This window comes from Pseudonocardia kongjuensis (assembly GCF_039526905.1).
Lineage (GTDB): Bacteria > Actinomycetota > Actinomycetes > Mycobacteriales > Pseudonocardiaceae > Pseudonocardia > Pseudonocardia kongjuensis.
This window is the reverse complement of record NZ_BAAAJK010000008.1, coordinates 116,425-135,216: the sequence shown is the minus strand read 5'-3', so window position 1 is coordinate 135,216 and position 18,792 is coordinate 116,425. Positions and strand designations below refer to the sequence as shown.

Below are 18,792 nucleotides of genomic sequence, written 5' to 3'. Positions count from 1 at the left end.
GCCCAGCCGCTACAGCGTGGTCGGCGCTGGTGCCGGTCGGTGTGGTGGTCACGAGGCGCTGCTGGTGGCCGGTCGGGGGCGGACGCCGCCGTGGAGGGCGAACGCGTTGCGCGCGATCTGCTCGTCGAGCTGCTCGGCGCCGGTGTCCTGGCACAGCTCGAGCGCGGTCGCGGTGAACGCGGCCCAGTCCCGCAGATTGCCGTGGGCGAAGTGGTCGTCGACGAACAGCAGTAGTTCGGCGTCGACCCCGTCATAGATCCGGTGGTAGCGCGGCAGTAGCGCGCACACCTGCGTGCCCGACAGCGGCGTGCAGACCACCCGGCGATAGATCCGCGAGCGCAGCATCGGTTCGCGGGCCAGGACCTGCCAGGCGCCGTCCCCGCCGACCAGCAGCAGCCCGAACCGGGTCAGCCGGTGATCGTGCAGGTAGCGCAGGAACTCGATGCACTCCCTGTTGAGCTGCTGGGCTTCATCGACTACCACCAGTCGTTCCCGCCCGTCCCGGCCACGGTGATCGGCCAGCTGCTCGAGCAGCTCGGCCGAGAGCGCGAACCGGTCCCGGCGTCCCGGCGCGACACCGCACAGCTCGGCGAACAGGGTCGCGGCCACCAACCTCATCGTCGGCCGGCTGGGAAACGACACCCAGCAGGCGTCCGCCCGGTCGGTGCGCCGGGCCAGGGCCTGTTCCACGGCGAAGGTCTTGCCCAGCCCGGCCTGCCCGTGCACCGCGCCCATCGCGCGGGTGGCCACCAGATCGGCCACCGCCTGATCGACCAGCGCGAGCGCTTCGGTCGGCAGCGTGGCCGCGCCGTCGAGGTCCAAGAAGTGGCGCACACTCACCGGTGCTCCTCGGGGTCATCGCCGCCGGCCCCCGCCGGGTCAGCGGGCTCGTCGGTGGGCTGGGGCGGGTTCCAGTAGTCGAAGTCGCGGTGCAGGTTGAGCAGGTCGGTGCGGGCCAGCCGCTGCAGGTCCCGGTCGCGGGCGTCGATGTCGCGCTCGCCGACGTCGCGGCGCCGGTCGGTGCGGGCCTGCTCCGCGCTGATCACGGTGACCTCCTCCGGCTCACCCGGGGCGGTGATCGGCGCCAGCCGTGACCGCGCCCGGCGGCTGGTGCGGCGCTGGCGGCGCCCGAGCTCGGCGGCATCAGCACGGCGCCGGGCCAACACCGCCTCGCGCTGCTCGGGCGAGAGCGCGCCCTGCGGATACGCGGTGCACAACCAGGTGTCACCGCGGAAGATCTCAATCTGGCGGTGGTCGTGCGGGGTGTAGCGAACCTGCACCCGCTCACCGACCCGGCCGTTGAGCTCCCCGGCGATAAAGGTGAGCCCGGCGAAGTGCACCCCGTCGCGCTGTACCGTCCGTTCCACATCGGCCAGCAGCAGCCAGCGCAGCTGCTCGGCCCCCACCTCCTGGATCGGGGTGGGATCGGCCTGCCAGCGCTGCAGCGGGGTCTGCCCGTCCAGCGCCGAGTGCGCGCGCACGGTGTTGTACTCCACGACCCACTCGGCGAACCGGTCCACGAACAACGCCAGCGCCATCGGCGCCGCATCCGGCCCGTACAACCGCCCATCGGCCGCGCGCGGGCCCTCGGTGTGAAACGGCAACCCGGACAGGAACTCCTGATCCACCGTCCGGTTCGCCCGCTCGACCTTGCCCTTCTGATACGGGGCATAGCCGTCGGTCGGGTCGAACGCCGTGCCCAGCGTCGCGCACACCCGCCCCAACGCGGTCGTGGCGAACTCCAACCCGTTATCCGGGACCAGCGCCCGCGGTACCCCACCGAACGGGCCCCGCTGCGGGTCGACCACCAGCCCGCGCCGCAGCGCCGCCAGCACCGTCGCCGCGTCCGGGCGCAGCGACAACGCCCACCCCATGATCAGCCGCGAGTAGCAGTCCAGGAACACCGTCACCCACGGCTTCACCGGCCGCGCCCCGCGCGGCGGCGTCACCAGCACCGGCAGCTCCTTGTGATCGGCCTCCCAGCGGGCGTTGCGACACACCGGCTCCCACCGCAGATAGACCTCGTGCCGGCGCCGGCCCGTCACCCCCTCGACCACCGCCGCCCGCTCCCCGGCCGTGAGTTCGCGGGCGAACGCGCGCTGCAACGTCCGCAACGGCGGCACCGGAACTCCCCGGGCCACCCGGTCCCGCCACAACGCAGCAACGCTGCCGCCCCAGTCGGCGTAGTCGTCCCGATCGGCCTGGGTCAGCACGTACCGCGCCCGACCTCCCGCCGCAGGGCTGCCGGGCGCGTCATCGTCGGCCGTAGCGGGATCGGGGTCCGTGGCCAGCCATCGCCACACCGTGCTCGACGACACCAGCAACCCCGCGGCGGCGCGGCGCACCTCGGCGCTGATCGACGCGCCCGCTGCCCGCTTCTCCCGCAACCGGGCGACCAGCATCGCCCGGGTCGCGGGATCGACGTGTCTCATCGCCGCAACTCGCCCACACAGTCCGGGCATACCGGCCCGGACATCCGCCACCCGGTCCGGGCCAGCCAGCTCTGCACGACAGCGGTAGCGGCCTCGTCGCCGACGGCGAGAGCACAGGCCAGCAGCGGGCCGTCCCCGCACCGCATGCACGTCACGTCTGTGACCGGGCCGGGCGGGGTGCAGCCGCGGCAGAAGTGCCGCTCGAGCACCGCGCCCGCAGCGGCCGGGGCCGACAACAGCCAGGTCATCGCCACCTCCGCACGCTCGTTCGGGTTCGACGGCTCCCGCCCGCACCCGTCACAACGACACTGGTCACGACCCCGATACGCCGCTCGCACACCCTGATCGCGGGCCATCACCGCGCCTCCGTCTCCACCGGCGCGGTGGCGGCTCCGCGGTCGAGGTAGCCATACACCGTCGGACGAGCCACCCCGAGCAGCGCGGCGATCTGGGCCACGGTGTGCGTGCCGGCGTCGTAGAGCTGCTGGGCATGCGCGGCCTGGTCCGGGGACAGTCTCGGCTTCCGCCCACCCTTGCGGCCCCGCGCCCGGGCCGCGGCCAGCCCGTCACGGGTGTTGGCCACGATCAGCTCCCGCTGGAACTCGGCCAGCACACTGAGCATGCCGAACATCGCCCGCCCCTCCGCGGTGGAGGTGTCGATGCCCTGCTCGAGCACGCGGAGCTCGATCCCGCGCTCACGCAGCTGGGCGCCGAGGGTGACCAGGTGCAGCATCGACCGGCCCAGCCGGTCCAGCCGGGTGATCACCAACGTGTCCCCGGCGCGCAGCAGCCGTACCACCAGGTCCAGCTGCGGGCGCGTGGCCTTCGCCCCGGAGGCGTAGTCCACATACACGTCCGGGGCGGCCACCCCGGCCCGGGTCAGCGCGTCGATCTGATGCGCCGGGTTCTGTTCCGCGGTCGACACCCGCGCGTACCCCACCAACATCTGTCGACAATAGCGCCGGGCGACCGTTCACCGACGTTGATTCGCGACGCGCGTTGTCGACAGCCTGTGACCTTCAGCGATAGATGGCGCGGCAATTGTGCGCGTTCATTGGCACAAGATCCTCCATGCCGCCGCTGTAGTTGGAACACCGCCTACCTCGAACTCGCCCTCGACCACCTCGCGGGTACCCGCGGGCGGGTGGACCCGGGCCTGCTCTGCTCTCCCACATCTCCCCGGCGCTGATGGAGCACGTCAACCCCTACGGCACCTACGAGTTCCCGGTCGAGGCCGAGTACGCCCGCACCCGGTACCGCGCGTTACGCGAGTCGACCTCGGGCGGGCCGGGCTGAGGTCGGGCGGCTGCTGGGTGCTCGGGCCGGTGTGGCGGCCGGCCGGTTGGCGTCGTCGCAGAACTCGGTGGTCGGCCGGATCATCGCGCGGGTCGGTCCGGATCGCCGCGGAGCAGCTCCAGGATCTGGCGCTGGGTGTCCTCGATGCTCGCGAGGCGTCGGCGGTGAGACCGAGTCCGCCGAGCCAGGGCCTGGGCGGCGGCATCGTCTGGGTGCAGGCGAGCTGGCCCGGGAGTGTTGGATGCCCCCGCCGCCGAAGGCTCATCGTCGCCGGCCACTCCCGCCGAGGTGAATCCTGGCCCTGGGCCCCACATCTCCGCGGCAGCCGCCGCCGGCGGGCGCGTCACCGGCTCATCCGCCACGGCGAGACGGCCGGGCGACGCCGTCCTCTCGAACGCGCGGTCCCCTTGAGGGGGCCGATTCCAGGTGCCTCGGCCGGTGGCTCGGCGGGGCCGTCACAGGCTCCGAGAGATGATCTCCTTCATGATCTCGTTGGTGCCCCCGTAGATCTTCTGGACGCGCTGGTCGGTCCAGGCGCGGGCTATCTTGTATTCGCTCATGTAGCCGTAGCCGCCGTGCAGCTGCACGCATTCGTCGATCACGCGCATCGCGCGCTCGCTGGTCCACCACTTGAGCATCGCCACGGTGGGGATGTCGAGCTCTCCGGCCAGGTGCTTGACGATGCAGTCGTCGAGGAACACCCGGCACACGCGGGCCTCGGTGGCCGCCTCGGCCAGGGTGAAGCGGGTGTTCTGGAACGAGAACACTTCGCGGCCGAAGGCGGTGCGGTCCTTGGTGTAGCGGAGGGTCTCGCGCAGCGCCATCTCCATCGCGGCGACCGAGGTGATGCCGATCAGCAGTCGTTCCTGCGGTAGCTGCTGCATCAGCTGGATGAACCCCTGGCCCTCGGTCTCGCCGAGTAGGTTGGCGGCGGGGACCCGGACGTCGGTGAAGGACAATTCCGCGGTGTCCTGGCCCTTGAGCCCGACCTTGTCCAGGATCCGGCCCCGGCCGAACCCCTCGCGCTCGGCTTCCACGACCAGCAGGGAGATGCCCTGGGACTCGGCGGTGGGGTCGGTCTTGGCGACCACGAGGACGACGTCGGCCTGGCCGCCGTTGGTGATGAACGTCTTGGCGCCGTTGAGCACGTAGTGCTCGCCGTCGCGCACGGCCTTGGTCTGCACGTTCTGCAGGTCCGATCCGGTGCCGGGTTCGCTCATCGCGATGGCGCCGACCCATTCGCCGGTGGCGAGCTTAGGCAGCCAGCTGTTCTTCTGCTCCTCGGTGCCGTAGGCCAGCACGTAGTGGGCGACGATCGCGTTGTGCAGGGCCACCCCCCAGCAGCTGTCCCCGCTGGCGGCCTGCTCCTCGACCAGCACCGCCTCGTGCGCGAAGTTCCCGCCGCCACCGCCGTACTGCTCGGGGATCGACAGGCACAGCAGCCCGACCTCACCGGCCTTGGTCCACAGCTCGCGGTCGACCTGTTTCTGGTCCATCCAGCGGTCCTGGTGCGGGGCGAGTTCTTTGTCGCAGAAGGTGCGGGCCATGTCGCGGAAGTCGTCGAGGTCGGTGTTCATCCAGGGGGATCGGGTGGCGGTCATGGGTCCTCCGAGCTGAATCGAGCGGTCGAGGAGTCGGGTCGGTCAGGCCGCTACCGGGGGTCCCGGACGGAGCGGCAGGTGTGATTGCCCGCGGAAGGACAGGCCGGTCCGCCACGTCGGCGGGCCCGCGGCCTCGAGGCGCGGGAAGCGCGCCAGCAGGCGGGGGAACAGCTCCTCGGCTTCCAGGCGCGCCAGCGGCGCGCCGAGGCAGAAGTGCAGCCCGGCGCCGAACGACAGCGACGTGGCCTGCGAGCGGGTGATGTCGAGGACGTGGGGGTCGGTAAAGACCGCCGGGTCGCGATTGCCGGCGCCGAGCAGCAGCAGAACCACCTGGCCGTCGGCGACGTCGAGGTCGCCGACGGTGGTGTCGGCGAGCGCGGTCCGGCCGTCGGTCTGTACCGGGGCGTCGAAGCGCAGCAGTTCCTCCACCGCCGGGCCGGCCAGGTCGGGCCGTTCACGCAGCAGCTCGCGCTGGTCGGGTGCGCCGAGCAAGGCGGCGAGACCGTTGCCGACCAGGTTGGTGGTGGTCTCGAACCCGGCGGCGAACAGCAGGATCGCGGTGCCAACGCACTCGTCGTCGTCGAGCTGGTCGTCGCCGCGGGCGGTGGCCAGCCGGCTGAGCAGGTCGTCGCCGGGTCGACGACGCTTGTGGGCGAGCAGATCGGCGAAGTACTCGGCGAGTTGGTCTTCGGCGTCCACCGCCGCCTGCACCGCAGCGAGGTCGGCGCTGGGTTCCAGCGGCGCCACCAGGTCGCGCACCCACGGCGCCGCGGCGGCGCGGTCGAGGTCGGGGATGCCCAGCAGGTCCCCGATGACCGACACCGGCAGTGGCAGCGCGAGATCACTGATCACGTCGACGACGTCGCGGCCGGTGAAGCCGTCGAGCAGCTCGTCGATGCGGTGCACCACGGCCGGGCGCAGGGCCTCGACGTGGCGGGCAGTGAACACCGAGGACACCAGCCGCCGCAGCCGGGTGTGGTCGGGCGGGTTGCGAAAGAGCATGGTGCGCCGGAACCGGCGCAGCGCCCGACGCTGCAGGTCCTCGGGGACCCCGGCGAGCTGGAACCCCAACGATTCGTCGACCTTGCCCAGCTCACGGTTGCGCAGCGCGGCCTCGCAGTCGCCGTACCCGCTGAGCACCACAAGCCCGGCAGAGGTCCGCAACCTCGCCGCCCGTTCCCGCAAGCGCCGATACCCCTCGTAGGGGCCAGGCTGCCCGTGGTCGGTGAGCAGCACCTCGAACAGGGCCTGCTCCGCGACCGGGTCTCCCACGACGAGCCCCCGGGGTGTCACGACGGCTCCGGGCGGCCGGCGAGCGGGCTCAGGCTCAGCGGGAGCCCGTCGGCGGGCACGGGCAGCGAGGTGTTGTCCCAGCGCGGCCGATAGCCCGGGTCGACGCTCCAGCGGTAGGTCCGCAGCATCTCGTGCAGGATCGCGGTCACCTCAAGGGTGCCGAATGCCATGCCTATGCACTTGTGGACCCCGCCGCCGAACGGGATCCAGGCGTCGCGGTGGTTGCGGTCCTCGCGACGGTGTTCGGCGAACCGGTCGGGGTCGAAGGTGTCGGGGGCGCTCCAGCACGTCGGGTCGAAGTGGTTGACCGCGCCGGCGACCATGACCAACGTGCTCTCCGGTATGTGGTGGCCCTCCAGCGTGGTCGGGGCCACGGTCTTGCGCATGACCACCGGGACCGGCGCGACCAGCCGCAGCGATTCCTTGATCACCAGATTCAGCGTGCCGAGGGACTCGAGCGCAGCCATGTCCAACGGGGCGTCCCCCAATGCGAGCGACTCCTCGCGGGCCCGTTGCTGCCACTGCGGGTTCGCCCCGAGGTAGTAGACGACCGCGGCGCTGGTGATGGTGGAGGTGTCGTGGGCGGCCATCATCAGGAAGATCATGTGGTTGACGACGTCGGCGTCGCTGAACTCCTCGCCGTCGGCGGTGCGGGCCTGGCACAGCGCCGAAAACAAGTCCTCCCCAGCGCCGGCCCGCTTGGCGGGCAGGTTCGCTTCGAAATAGCGCTCCAGGATCGCCCGCCCACGTAGACCGGCCCGCCAGCGGGTGCCGGGGACGTCCCAGCGCACGAGTGAGCTGGCGGCCCGCACGCAGTCGACGAAGGCCTTGTTGATCCGCTCGGTTTCCGGTCCGGTGTGTTCGTCCATGAACACTCGGGTGGCTATGTCCAGGGTCAGTCGCTTGAGCTCCGGATAGATCCGTACGGGCCGGTCGGTCGGCCAGGCAGGCACGGTGTCCCGTACGCACGGCACCGTCTGCCCGATGTAGCTGGCGAGCCGTTCGGCGGTGAACGCCTGCTGCATGACCCGGCGGTGGGCGCGGTGCTCGGTGAAGTCGAGAAGCATCAACCCGCGATGGAAGAAGCGGTCGATCAGGAACTGCCAGCCCTGCTGGGAGTAGGCCTTGTCCGCGTTGGCCAGTACCGTGTGGGTGGCCTCGGGCCCGGCGACCTGCACGATCCGCTCGCCCAGGAACCCCGTCCAGGACACCGGCCCGAACCGTGCCCGGCGGGCCCGGGTGAACTCGGCACCGAAGCGGATGTAGTCGAGGGTGTGTCCGAGCAGCGGAAGCCCCCGGTTGCCGGGAACGGGCCGCAGGCCCGAGCCTTCCGGCGCCGGGGCCAGGTCCGCGACGCGGCCCCGGCGGGCCCGGCCGAGCAGTTTCTCGTCCACCCGGGTCGGCAGCGGGGCCAGTAGCACCGACGAGAGGCGCTCTCGCGCGGCCCGGGTAGCGCGCTCCATCACGACGCTCACAGTCGCCCTCCAAGGTCAGGTTGTACGCCAAGTGAGGACACTGAGCGCTGCTGGATCTGGTAGTCGGCGAGGTCGACGGGTGCGGTGTGTTTGGCGAACTGAGTGGCGAAGCCGGGGTACATGGTGGTGTTGCGGCCGTCGGCGGTCAGGTACCAGCTGTGGCATCCGGAGTTCCAGGTGGTGCGGGCCAGGCGGCGGGCCAGCCAGCGGTTGTGGTCCTGCTCGCGGTCGCGACGGACCTCGAGGGCCCGCAGGTCGTCCTCGACGATGACGCGGATGGCCTCGGTGATGTGGGCGATCTGGGATTCCATGTAGACCAGCGCGGAGTTGTGCCCGGGCCCGGAGTTCGGTCCGAAGGTCAGGAACAGGTTGGGGAACCCGGCGGTGGTCACGCTGCGGTAGGCGTGGGCGCCCTCGGCCCAGGCGTCGTCGAGGCTGGCACCGTCGACCCCGTGCACGGGGAATGGGGCGCTGGTCTTGCACACGTCGAACCCGGTGGCGAACACGATGGCGTCGAGTTCGTGCTCGATGCCATCGGCGGTGCGGATGCCTCGTGGCGAGAGGGTGGCGATCGGCCAGGTGATCAGCTTGCAGTTGTCGCGCTGTAGCGCAGGGTAGTAGTCGCTGGAGACCAAGATCCGTTTGCAGCCGGCGCGGTAGTCCGGGGTGAGCTGGCGGCGCAGCCACGAGTCGTGCACCTGGCGACGCCGGTAGGCCCCGGCGAGCCGCTCGAGCACGGTGGTGGCCAGCGAGGTCCACACCACTCCGAGCGCGAAGACCTCGTGGGCCCAGAACCAAGCCTGCCGGGCGAGGTTCTGCAGGCTCGGGGCGGCCCGGAACAGGGTCTTCGACGCCTCTGACCGCTGCCGGTCCAGGCGCGGGATCACCCAGCCGGGGGTGCGTTGGAAGACCTTGACCTGCGCGGCCTGGTCCACCAGCTGGGGGATGATCTGGACGCCGCTGGCACCGGTGCCGATCACGCCGATCCGCTGGCCGGTCGGGTCGAAGGTGTGGTCCCAGCGCGCGGAGTGGATTGTGGTGCCGGTGTAGGTGTCGCGGCCGGGCATGTCAGGCAGGCTGGCGTTGGACAGCGGGCCGGCGGCCATCACCGCGGCGCGAGCAGTCACGGTGTGCCCGCAGCGGGTGTGCGCGGTCCAGGTGCCCTCCTCGGCGTTCCAGACCAGGCTGCTGACCTCGGTGTCGAACTGGATCTGGGAGCCGAGTTGGAATCGGTCGACCAGTCCGTGGATGTAGTCGAGGATCTCCGCGCTGCCCGAGTAGGTGTGTGACCAGTCGGAGTTCTGGGCGAAGGAGAACGAGTACAGCAGCGACGGCACGTCACACGCCGCGCCCGGATAGGTGTTGTCGCGCCAGGTGCCGCCGACCTCGCGCCCGCGTTCGAGGATCACGATGTCGGTGATCCCGGCCTGGCGCAGCCGGATCGCGGTGCCGAGCCCGGCGAACCCGGCTCCGACGATGAGCACCGCTGCCGGCCTCGTCGGATCGCGTTCGGCAGCGGTGTCCCGGTCGTCGCTCTGGGTCATCAGGTCTCCCCGGTCGGTGCGGTGTGAGTGGGTCGCTCCGTGGGGGTGGTCACCGCGACACCGGCTCGTGGGTCAGTTCCTTGGTCCAGGTCGGCGTGCGCCCCAGCAGTCGGGTGGGGATGCGGTCGCTGGCGCGGACCATCAGGTCGGCCACGTGGTGATACGGGTGCGAGCGGTCGGGCACGACGGCGGCGTGGCGCTTGAAGACCTGGTAGAGCGGCAGCCGACGGGTGCCGGCGCTGCGGTCGCCGTTGGAGGCGTAGCGCTGCATGGCCCGGTAGAGGTTCTTCTCGGGCAGTCCCATGCCCACGATGTTGTCCCGGACCCGGTTGAGCAGCGGGATGTACATCAGGACACCGAGCAGGACCTTGGGGCTGAGCATCGAGCCCGCCGAGTTGATCACCACCCGGCGTAGCGGGGCGTTGCCCAGCATGTCCAAGACCTGGAAGTCGACGGCGAGGTGACGGGACTCATCGGCGTTGATCTTCGCGAAGACCTGGTGGCAGACCGGGTCGGCGACCTCGTCGAGCAGGAACTTCACCAGCGCGCCGTCGAGGGCGACCTCGAGCATTGGGATGATAGTGCCCAGCACCGACAGTGACAGGTCGTCGCTGTAGCGGTCGAGCCACTCGATCGCGAGCCGGACGTTGATGTTGGGTTCGGGCACCTTGCCGTCGTCGAGCATGTCCCAGCGGCGCATGAGGGCGAGTTCGGCGTTGGCGTGGCGCTGCTCCTCGGCGTGGAAGTAGCGGTAGACCTCCTTGAGGGTGGGATCCTCGGCCTTGGTGGCCATCGCGGCGAACCCGCGGGCGCCGATGTTCTCCACCCACACCAGATCGGTCATGAACGCCTTGAGCTGGTCGCGTTGACCCTCGGTGATCGTGTCGGCGCCGGGGGCGTCCCAGTCGATGTCGGCCAGCGCCCACTGCCGCTCCTTGATCTTGGTGAGCATGGCGGTGAAGTCGTGGGTCACGATGATCCTCCGTGGGGGGTCAGGGCGGTGGCGAGGCGGGCGAACAGGCCCGTCGCGCGGGTGCAGGGGCCGGGCAGTGCTCGTTTCGCCCGCCACAGCAGGCGGGCCTCCCATTGCGGAAGGACGTGCAGCCGGCCCCGGTCGTGGGCGTCGAGGGCGACGCGGGCGATCTCGGCGGGAGCCCGGCCGGTGGCGGTCATCAGCCGCGCGGCCAGCCCGGAAGCCTCGGCGCTGATCCGTCCGGCGTCGACGATGCCGGTGCGGATGAACGTCGGACACAGCACGCTGACCGTGACCCCCGAGCCCGCCGTCTCGGCGGCCACGGTCTCGGAGAGGGCGAGGACCGCGGCCTTGCTGGTGGAGTAGGCGCCCATGCGGGGGGCGGCGGCGAAGCCGGCCGCGGACGCGACGTTGAGCACCCCGCCCCCGCCGGCGGCGCGCAGGATCGGGGTGAACACATGGCAGCCGTGCACCACGCCCCAGAAGTTCACCGCGTGTGTGGCGTGCCAGTCGTCGAGGTCGTCGTCGCCGACCGGGTCGCCGCCGGTGCCGATGCCCGCGTTGTTGACCACCAACGTCGGAGGGCCGTCCAGCCAGGTCTGTGCGGCGTCGGCGAGCAGGCGGACCTCGGTGAGGTCGGTGACGTCGCAGCGCACCGCGATCGCCTCGCGGCTGCCCTCGACCTGGGTGTCGATCAGCCGGACGGTCTCCCTGGCCGCGGCCTCGTCGAGATCGGCGCAGATCACCCGGCCGCCGCGGCGAGCGAGCTCGAGGCAGAACGCGCGCCCGAGACCGCCGCCGGCGCCGGTGACCACCGCCCTCGCCAGGACGCTGGGCCCGGTGCGGGTCCTACCGCCGGCGCGCAGCCGTGCCGGTATCGGGGTCATGAACACTCCTCGAGCCGAAAGCGGTCCTCGGGCAGGCAGTCGTGGATGAACGCGGCGGCCTCGCGCAGGGCGTGGGTGGCTTCGGGAACCACACCGGTCAGCGCCTGGAACACGTGGACCTGCCCCGGCCACACCCGAAGCTGAGCCTCGCCGCCCGCGGCGCGGACCAGGCTGGCCAGGTGTGCGGCGTCGTCGGCGAGGACCTCGATGCCGCCGGCGTGGATCAGCATCGGCGCCAGTCCGGCCACGGTGTCGGGGGTGAACCGCAGCCGCGGTGAATCGGGGTCGGCGTCGCGGGTGTAGAGGGACACGAGGCTCGTCGCTCGCGCCGCCGACACCATCGGGTCGGGTCCGCTGCGCCGTTCCCGCGCGCGGGCCAAGGCCAACGACAGGTCGATCAGCGGGGAGAACAGCACCATCCCCGCCGGGCCGGGCCGCCCGGTACGGCGTAGCTCCGCGGCCAAGCCCACCACCAGATGGCCCCCGGCCGAGTCGCCGGCCAGCACCACCCTGCCTGGGTCGACGCCCTGCCCGAGCAGCCATTCGAACGCGGCCCCGACGTCATCGGCCGCGGCGGGAAACCGATGCGACGGAGCCAACCGGTAGTCACACGCGAACACCGGCAGACCCGTCAACCCCGCCAACCGCGAGGTGATCCCCCGGTGGGTGCGCGCGGAGGCCACCGCGAACCCGCTGCCGTGCACGTAGAAAACCGCCCCCACGCCGACAGATCGCGGCGCCTCGCCCGGCTCCGCTGTCTCCGGTACGTGCACCCACTCGCCGCGCACCCGTGACCCGCCCGGGACGACGACGTCGACGCAGGACACGACCGCCCGCGGATCCGGACGGCTGGCCACGGCCAGGAACCCCGCCACCACCCGGCGGGCAGCGCGGATTCCGGCCGGAGTGTCGGGCAACACCTCCACCAGGGGGCGCACCCCCACCGACAGCGCCCGAGCGACCCAGCGGGCTCGCCAGGAACCCGCTCCTCGATCTGAGGGCACCCGATGTCTCTGACTGCGCATGCTGTCAGATTAGAGCGACGTCACCGCCATACGTCAAGATGGGGACGTGCAGACACGGACCCGAGCCCGCACCTACGGCGGGCGCAGCGCCGAAGTACGCCAGGCCGAGCGCCGCGACCGCCTTATCGCGGCGGGGAGCACCATCTGGGCCGAGCAGGGGTGGGCCGCGGTCACCATGCGCGGTGTATGCGCCCGGGCCGAGCTGACCGAACGCTACTTCTACGAGAACTTCACCGACCGCGACGCCCTGCTGGTCGCGGTCTGGGGCCAGGGCCGGGATCACCTGGTGGGCCTCGTGCTCGAGGCGTTCACCACCGCTGAAGACCCGGACCTGATCGCGCAGCTGCGAGCCGCGATCGCCGCGATCGTCGAGTACCTGCAGGGCGAACCCGGCCACGCCCGCATCATCCTCGGCGACAACGCCGGCAGCGCGGCCGTCGAGCAACGTCGCCGCGAGACCCTGCAAACCTTCACCGACCTGCTCATCGACTACGCCGGCCCCTTCCTCCCCTCCGACACCGACGAGACCGAGCTGCGTATGAGCACCATGATCGGTGTCGGCGGCTTCGCCGAACTGGTCACCGCCTGGAACGCCGGCACCATCACCGCCGACGCCGACCGGATCATCGACCACGTCACCGACGTCGCGTCCTCCCTGGTCAGGCGCTACCTCACCACTGACTGACCCGCAATCACCAACGGGACACATGCTGCACACTCCGCTTCACCCGGTCGGGGCGGGGGCTGTCAAAGAGAACGGTGTAACTGAGGTTTTGGTGATCTACTTGCGGCCTGCGGACAGGCGTCCGTCGAAGGCGATGCCGAAGGCGTTGAGGACGGGTTTCCAGCGGATCGCCCACCGGCCTGCGGCCCTGCCCGGTCGGGCCAGGCTCATGATCGCCATGTAGACGCACTTGGGCGCGGCGGCCTCATTGGGGAAGTGGCCGCGTGTCTTGACCGCCCGCCGGATCCGGGCGTTCACGCTCTCGATCGCGTTGGTGGTGCACACGATCTTGCGGATCTCGGTGTCGAAGCTCAGGAACGGCACGAACTCCGCCCAGGCGTTCTCCCAGAGCCGCACGATCACCGGGTAGGCCTCGGCGAACTCCAGGAACCGCTCGGTCGCCGCGGCCACGGTGGGTGCGGTGTAGATCGGCCCGTTACTACTGCGTTTCGCGCTGCTGCAAGTGCGGCATGATCCTGGCGATATACTCGCCGAGGGCAGCATCGAGGTAGCGACCGATGTCGTAGGTCACGGTGGCGGCGGCAACGGACTCGGTCTGCGTTGTGATCGTGCTGACGTACTCGGCGAGCTGCGGGATTTCCGTTCCGGTCGGCATCCAGTCGGGCTGCCTGTCGCGCAGGATGTCATCGGCTATGGCGGTGACGAATTTGTGAATGGCGGTGTCGACCGCATCCTGGAGCTGGGCGCTGAAAGCGAACACCGCCTGAGCGGGCGCGCCTGCACGAAGTAGCGCGGCGACGGCGTGAAGGAGGCGGGTGTTCGGCGCCCGGTAGCGGTCTCCGTCGTGTTCGACGAGGCCGGCCTGCACTGCGCAGCTGGAGACATCGTGGGCTGCGCCGGCGGTGTTGAGCAGCTCGCGAAGCTGATCCGCCGAGAGGAAGGCGGACGGAGCCACGTCGGCGATGCCGGTGACGATCTGTTCGAGGCCGAGAATGGTGGACAGGTCACGACCGTTTTCCCACGCCCGCAGTAACTCGCCGATGTTGGTGGCGGTGTAGCCGCGCTTGAGCAGCCCGGCGATCAGCCGCAGGCGGGCCAGGTGATCGTCGCTGTAGATCCCGACCCGACCCTGCCGCTTGGGCGGAGGAAGGATCCCGCTGTCCTGGTACGCGCGGATGTTGCGCACGGATACACCGCTGGCCTGGGCCAGCTCGTCGATGCGGAACTCCGGCAAGTGCCCCCCTAGTGCTATGTGACACACATCATACATCACCATTGATGACTGTCACAGTTGTACCTGTCAGTGACGATCCACTCCGGAAGTAGGGTATCGGCGGTCATGGCACAACATCGGGCACCCGTAGCGCCGTCCACACCGCGCGGGCGGCTCCACTGGCGACGGTTCGGCTTGCTGTTCGTGCCGGCGATGCTGACGCTGCTGGTGTTGGGTGCCGGTGCGGCGACCGGGGCGGTTCCGGTCGCGCTGGCACTGGAGGGGCAGCAGACGTTGAAGATCAGCGCCAAGAGCCTGACGACGCAGGTGGGGGGCACTTTCCCGGAGTTCTTCCAAACCCGTGACGGTCAACGGAAGGCCACGGTGGTGGTGGCACTGACCGATCTCAAGGCGCGAGGCCTGTGCGTGTCGACGCGGCTGGACACGGCGGTGGGCAAGTTCGTGCTGCGCGCCGAGACGCCGCCTGACGGCGCCGAGGTCAGTGCCGGCGACGTGAAGTTCGCGTTGGAGAGCATCGACGGGGTCGACGTGCTGGGTCAGCAGCTCGGACTGAACCGCGCGTTCACCCCCGACGGGACTCCGACCGATGCCGGCGCACCGGGCGTCCTTCCCGTCCAGGCGGGGAACATCGCGCTCAACGTCAGCGCGACGGCCCGCTGGGCAACGGTCAACCAGCTACAGATCTCGGACCTGTCACTCCGCGTCGGGGACGATCAGCCGGAGTGTCTGTGAGGCCCGGCAGGGTAGACGAAGCGACCTCGTCTCCGCTTCGGAGCTGGGCCTCAGGTCGACCCGTCGTCGCCGGTGCGGTCACCTCGGCCGGGGGCGCGGCAATCATGCTTCTCCCTGCCCACGGCGTGACGATCGTGCTGCTCCCCGGGCTCGCCGGGGTGTCGGGGTTCGTGCTCGGTGCTCTGATTTTCGCGTGTGGGCTGTTCCTGTGGTCCTCCCCGCACCTGCACGCCCCGATCGGCGTCGCCGCAGTGGTCCTGTCGCTGGCCTCGTTCGTCACCACCAACGTGGGCGGGTTGGTGATCGGGTTGTTGCTCGGCGTCCTCGGCGGTTCGTTGGGATTCGCCTGGGCCACGCCACGGTCAGGTCATGGATCCGGGTGACCCGCATCCGTCCGGATCCGGTCGAGGAATGGGGTCAGTACCGCTGCGATGTCGCGTGACGCGATTTCGACGGGGCGGTCGGGCATGAGGACATGCGAGATGGTCAGTCGGGTGACGACGTCGGCAACGAGGACCACGCCGTCTTCGGCGGCTGCCGGCCAGTGCTGGTGGAAGTAGCCACGGAACGCCGCCGAGAGGATCTTCACGATCGGCGCGCCATCGGTGGTGACCAGCGGCAGCAGGTCGACATCAGCGGAACCGGAGACGATCGTCTTGACCAGCGGGTCGGCCCGCGAGCGCCTCAGCAGCAGCGCGCAACCGGTGTCGACGGCGGCCGCCGGGTCACCGGCATGGCTGTCGAGCACGGCCACGAGTGCGGCGCACAGGCCGCGCGTCTCACGGTCCACGAGCTGGCGCAACATCACCTGCTTGGTCCCGAACTCGGCGTAGATCGTCTGCCTGCTCACGTCGACCGCAGCCGCAACGTCGGCCATGCGCAGATGCTGCGCCCCCTCGGCGACCAAGATCTGCAGTGCCGCATCCAGAGCGGCATCGCGTAACAGATCACGCGCAACCCCGGGGAACCGTTGACCGCGATCCGGCATCCTCGTATCTTGACAGTAGATTCTAGTGTGTCAAGAACTGGAACGTCCGTCGTCTCTGCGTCTAGAAGTGAGTCCCGATGCCCTCGCGATTGGTTCCCACCCGATGACTGTCGATGGCGACCCCACCGTCCTGCTGCCCCCGCACAGCGACGGCTGCATGGGCTGCGGTCCCGGGAACCGGGCCGGTCTGCAGATGCAGGTCCACCGCCACGGTGACGAGGTCTTCACCGACATCGTGTTCGACACACGCCAGGCCGGCGCCCCCGGGCTCGTGCACGGCGGCGCGGTCGCGGCGGCCTGCGACGACCTGTTCGGGTTCGTGCTCTACGTCGTCGAGACGCCCGCGGTCACCAGATCCCTCCAGGTCGACTACCGGGCACCGGTCCCGCTCGGGGTGCCGCACCGCATCACCGCGCGCCAGGAGCGTCGCGACGGGCGGAAGCTGTATCTGGTCGCGGAGGGGGTGGCTCCCGACGGCACGGTGCGGTTCACCGCCGAGGCCCTGTTCCTGGCCGTGACCCGAGCGCATTTCGAGCGGTTCGGCACCTTCGAGGACCACCCCGGGTTGGAGCGCATGCGCTGGGCCGACAAGTCCGCCGACGACGACCGCGAGGAGAGCCAAGCGTGACCGGACATCTCGTCCCCGATTACCCGCACCACCTCGCCGGGCACTGCGGGTCGGGCTCCCTGCGCGACCTCATCGAGTGGGCCGGACTCGACTACGCCGGTACCCCGCTGTCCGAGAGCATGGTCTTCGGGCTCGGAGGGGACCTCGGGTTCCGCTACGTGCGCGGCACCGGGCTGGGCACGCCGTTCTATCTCGTCGGGCGAGGCCCGGAGCTGACGACGCGGCTGTGTTCACGTTTGGGCATCGGGCACGAGGTGCGCTCCACCGACGACCCGGAGCTGGGCTGGTCCTGGGTCCGCGCCGAGGTCGATGCGGGCCGCCCGGTGTTGTGCTGGGCCGACATGGGGGAGCTGCCCTACCTCAACGTCCGCATGCACATGAGCCGCCACGACATCGTCGTCATCGGCTACGACGGCGCCGCAGGCACCGTCCAGGTCGTCGACAACGACCGCGCGGACGTGCAGACCATCGGCCTCGACGACCTCGCCCGCGCCCGCCGCTCGACCGCCTTCCCGGTACCGACCCGGCACACCTGTTACCCGATGCGGTTCCCCGATGCCCTGCCGCCGATTGCCGTGGCCGCGGCGAGCGCGTGCGCCGACTCCGCTGAGGGTATGGCTGCCGATGTCGGCCCGTCGCTGGGCGACCCCGACTCCGTTCAGGGCGCGGGCCTGACCGGGATCGGGGTGTTCGTCGACGACCTCGACAGCTGGGCCCGGCTCTGGGACGACCAGCATCTCGACGTGGCGCTCCGCGCCCTGGCCGTGTTCATCGAGAAGGCCGGTACCGGAGGTGGCCTGTTCCGCCGGTTCCAGGCCGATTTCCTCGCCGAGCTGCACGATCTCTGTCCGATTCCCGCCGTGGCCGGCGCTCGGGACGCCTGGACACCGGTGGCCGAGACCTGGCGGCGCATCGCACACCGCGCGACCAGCAGCTCAGGCACCGCGGCCGAGCGTCACGACGTCATCAGACAGCTGTCCGCGCCTCTACCGGAGATGGAGACCGCTGCGGTCAAGGCTTTGGCCGACGCCGCGACCGACCTCGCCGCGTAGGGCGAGAACCGTGCAGGCGCAGCAGTCCGCTCAGCCGGGCGCCGTGCCGTGCTTCTCCGCGTTGTGGCAATCCTGGCGCGAGATGGAGTAGCCGACGACGATGCGCTCGTAGTCCTCGAGGAGGTGCTCGAGGACCGCCGGAGCGGGTGGTGCGCAGGTTTGCTGGTACCCGGCCACGACCGCGACGGCGAGGACGGCCATCCGCTGAGCGGTCACGGGGTCGTCGACGACACCGGAGAGGAACTTCTCGAGCTGCGCGCCTCGACCGGTGTCGATGCGCCGTTGAGTCGCCCGGACGTCGGGGGCGGTCGCCGCCCATCCACGCACTGCGGCCTCGACGTCATGGGGCAGCGCGAGCAGGGTCATGCGCAGCACGAACATCGCCTCAGCGTCGCGGCCGCACGGCTCGCTCAGCCCGGACAGCAGCGCTACTTGGCGTCGTTCGTGGGAATCGAGCAGAGTTCGGACGAAATCGGCCCACCCGGTGAAGTGGTGATAGAACGAGCCGCTGGTGACCTTGAGGGACCGACAGAGCGATCCGACACGGAGGCCGGCGGCCCCCTCGGCGGCCAGGATCGACAGGGCGGCGGCGTGGAAATGGCTTCGTCGGGCCCGTTCGGGTCGACCGGGAGTCGTCCGGTTGGGGATGGTCGCTGCGGGCCCGACAACGGCGCCGGAGCCGATCGCCACACGACGCTGACGGCCGGGCGCGGTGGAAGAGCCATCGACCGCTCGGCGGTCGATGGTCAGTCCTCGATGCTCAGCGCGGAGGTGGGGCAGGCGCGCACCGCGGCTTCCAGGCCCCGGGGGTTCTGCTCGCCGGGGTCGTCGACGAGCAGTTGCACCAGGCCGTCCTCCCCGACTTCGAACACGTCCTCGGCCTCGACCTCACACAGGCCGTGCCCGGTGCAGCGGGTGTAGTCGACGTGCAGCTTCATCAGCACTGC

The 18,792-nt window shown here is 70.6% G+C and carries 20 protein-coding genes and 1 pseudogene; 5 read left to right on the top strand and 16 right to left on the bottom strand.

Annotation, left to right across the window (positions count from 1 at the left end; genetic code table 11):
- Window positions 1–48 precede the first annotated feature (48 nt).
- The 11 genes from ABD160_RS13180 to ABD160_RS13130 all read right to left on the bottom strand — a co-directional run bounded on the left by ABD160_RS13180 (window position 49) and on the right by ABD160_RS13130 (window position 12,427).
- Window positions 49–840, bottom strand: a complete 792-nt coding sequence (locus ABD160_RS13180; protein ID WP_344022016.1) for an AAA family ATPase — start codon at window positions 838–840, stop codon at window positions 49–51.
- Window positions 837–2,432, bottom strand: a complete 1,596-nt coding sequence (locus tag ABD160_RS13175) for a Mu transposase C-terminal domain-containing protein (RefSeq protein ID WP_344022014.1) — start codon at window positions 2,430–2,432, stop codon at window positions 837–839. Before ABD160_RS13175 ends, ABD160_RS13180 begins: the two co-directional genes overlap by 4 nt.
- Window positions 2,429–2,680 carry a hypothetical protein gene (locus tag ABD160_RS13170; protein WP_344022012.1) on the bottom strand — a complete coding sequence of 84 codons (252 nt, stop codon included), beginning with the start codon at window positions 2,678–2,680 and terminating at the stop codon, window positions 2,429–2,431. Before ABD160_RS13170 ends, ABD160_RS13175 begins: the two co-directional genes overlap by 4 nt.
- Before the next feature lie 107 nt (window positions 2,681–2,787).
- Window positions 2,788–3,378, bottom strand: a complete 591-nt coding sequence (locus tag ABD160_RS13165) for a recombinase family protein (RefSeq protein WP_344022010.1) — start codon at window positions 3,376–3,378, stop codon at window positions 2,788–2,790.
- An 805-nt stretch (window positions 3,379–4,183) separates the two neighbouring features.
- The gene (locus tag ABD160_RS13160) at window positions 4,184–5,329 is read right to left on the bottom strand and encodes an acyl-CoA dehydrogenase family protein (protein WP_344022009.1); all 1,146 of its coding nucleotides are present in this window, start codon (window positions 5,327–5,329) and stop codon (window positions 4,184–4,186) included.
- A 42-nt stretch (window positions 5,330–5,371) separates the two neighbouring features.
- Complete coding sequence (locus tag ABD160_RS13155; RefSeq protein WP_344022007.1) at window positions 5,372–6,622, bottom strand: cytochrome P450; 1,251 nt, start codon at window positions 6,620–6,622, stop codon at window positions 5,372–5,374.
- Window positions 6,619–8,097 (bottom strand): cytochrome P450, encoded by a 1,479-nt coding sequence (locus tag ABD160_RS13150; protein ID WP_344022005.1) that lies wholly within the window; start codon window positions 8,095–8,097, stop codon window positions 6,619–6,621. Before ABD160_RS13150 ends, ABD160_RS13155 begins: the two co-directional genes overlap by 4 nt.
- Window positions 8,094–9,641, bottom strand: coding sequence for a flavin-containing monooxygenase (locus tag ABD160_RS13145; protein WP_344022003.1), 1,548 nt, complete (start codon window positions 9,639–9,641; stop codon window positions 8,094–8,096). Before ABD160_RS13145 ends, ABD160_RS13150 begins: the two co-directional genes overlap by 4 nt.
- Window positions 9,642–9,690: 49 nt before the next feature.
- Window positions 9,691–10,614: a ferritin-like domain-containing protein gene (locus ABD160_RS13140; protein WP_344022001.1), complete on the bottom strand. Its 924-nt coding sequence runs from the start codon at window positions 10,612–10,614 to the stop codon at window positions 9,691–9,693.
- Window positions 10,611–11,501, bottom strand: a complete 891-nt coding sequence (locus ABD160_RS13135; RefSeq protein ID WP_344021999.1) for an SDR family NAD(P)-dependent oxidoreductase — start codon at window positions 11,499–11,501, stop codon at window positions 10,611–10,613. The genes ABD160_RS13140 and ABD160_RS13135 overlap by 4 nt, the downstream gene beginning before the upstream one ends.
- Entirely contained in the window at window positions 11,498–12,427 is a 930-nt protein-coding gene (locus tag ABD160_RS13130) for an alpha/beta hydrolase (protein ID WP_344021997.1), read from the bottom strand. Before ABD160_RS13130 ends, ABD160_RS13135 begins: the two co-directional genes overlap by 4 nt.
- 145 nt (window positions 12,428–12,572) lie before the next feature.
- Between ABD160_RS13130 and ABD160_RS13125 the strand changes: the two genes are divergently transcribed.
- Window positions 12,573–13,211 (top strand): TetR/AcrR family transcriptional regulator, encoded by a 639-nt coding sequence (locus ABD160_RS13125; protein WP_344021995.1) that lies wholly within the window; start codon window positions 12,573–12,575, stop codon window positions 13,209–13,211.
- 96 nt (window positions 13,212–13,307) lie between these two features.
- Here the strand turns inward: ABD160_RS13125 and ABD160_RS13120 are convergent.
- Together ABD160_RS13120 and ABD160_RS13115 are read right to left on the bottom strand one after the other, a co-directional pair.
- Window positions 13,308–13,682: pseudogene (locus tag ABD160_RS13120) on the bottom strand (transposase); the annotation flags it as partial.
- A 7-nt stretch (window positions 13,683–13,689) separates the two neighbouring features.
- The gene (locus ABD160_RS13115; RefSeq protein ID WP_344021993.1) at window positions 13,690–14,445 is read right to left on the bottom strand and encodes a MerR family transcriptional regulator; all 756 of its coding nucleotides are present in this window, start codon (window positions 14,443–14,445) and stop codon (window positions 13,690–13,692) included.
- 183 nt (window positions 14,446–14,628) lie between these two features.
- On the opposite strand from ABD160_RS13115, the gene ABD160_RS13110 reads away from it, so the two are divergent.
- Window positions 14,629–15,177 (top strand): DUF6230 family protein, encoded by a 549-nt coding sequence (locus tag ABD160_RS13110; RefSeq protein WP_344022098.1) that lies wholly within the window; start codon window positions 14,629–14,631, stop codon window positions 15,175–15,177.
- Entirely contained in the window at window positions 15,168–15,560 is a 393-nt protein-coding gene (locus ABD160_RS13105; protein ID WP_344021991.1) for a DUF6114 domain-containing protein, read from the top strand. The genes ABD160_RS13110 and ABD160_RS13105 overlap by 10 nt, the downstream gene beginning before the upstream one ends.
- Here ABD160_RS13105 and ABD160_RS13100 read toward each other — a convergent pair.
- Complete coding sequence (locus ABD160_RS13100) at window positions 15,545–16,165, bottom strand: TetR/AcrR family transcriptional regulator (protein ID WP_344021989.1); 621 nt, start codon at window positions 16,163–16,165, stop codon at window positions 15,545–15,547. The genes ABD160_RS13105 and ABD160_RS13100 overlap by 16 nt on opposite strands.
- Before the next feature lie 67 nt (window positions 16,166–16,232).
- Here ABD160_RS13100 and ABD160_RS13095 point away from each other — a divergent pair, with 67 nt between their 5' ends.
- The gene (locus ABD160_RS13095) at window positions 16,233–16,793 is read left to right on the top strand and encodes a PaaI family thioesterase (RefSeq protein ID WP_344021987.1); all 561 of its coding nucleotides are present in this window, start codon (window positions 16,233–16,235) and stop codon (window positions 16,791–16,793) included.
- Complete coding sequence (locus ABD160_RS13090) at window positions 16,790–17,845, top strand: BtrH N-terminal domain-containing protein (RefSeq protein ID WP_344021985.1); 1,056 nt, start codon at window positions 16,790–16,792, stop codon at window positions 17,843–17,845. Before ABD160_RS13095 ends, ABD160_RS13090 begins: the two co-directional genes overlap by 4 nt.
- Before the next feature lie 30 nt (window positions 17,846–17,875).
- Here ABD160_RS13090 and ABD160_RS13085 read toward each other — a convergent pair whose 3' ends face one another.
- Window positions 17,876–18,535 carry a TetR/AcrR family transcriptional regulator gene (locus tag ABD160_RS13085; RefSeq protein WP_344021983.1) on the bottom strand — a complete coding sequence of 220 codons (660 nt, stop codon included), beginning with the start codon at window positions 18,533–18,535 and terminating at the stop codon, window positions 17,876–17,878.
- 56 nt (window positions 18,536–18,591) lie between these two features.
- A complete protein-coding gene (locus ABD160_RS13080; protein ID WP_344021981.1) occupies window positions 18,592–18,783 on the bottom strand; it encodes a ferredoxin in 192 nt (63 codons plus the stop codon).
- Window positions 18,784–18,792: the final 9 nt, after the last annotated feature.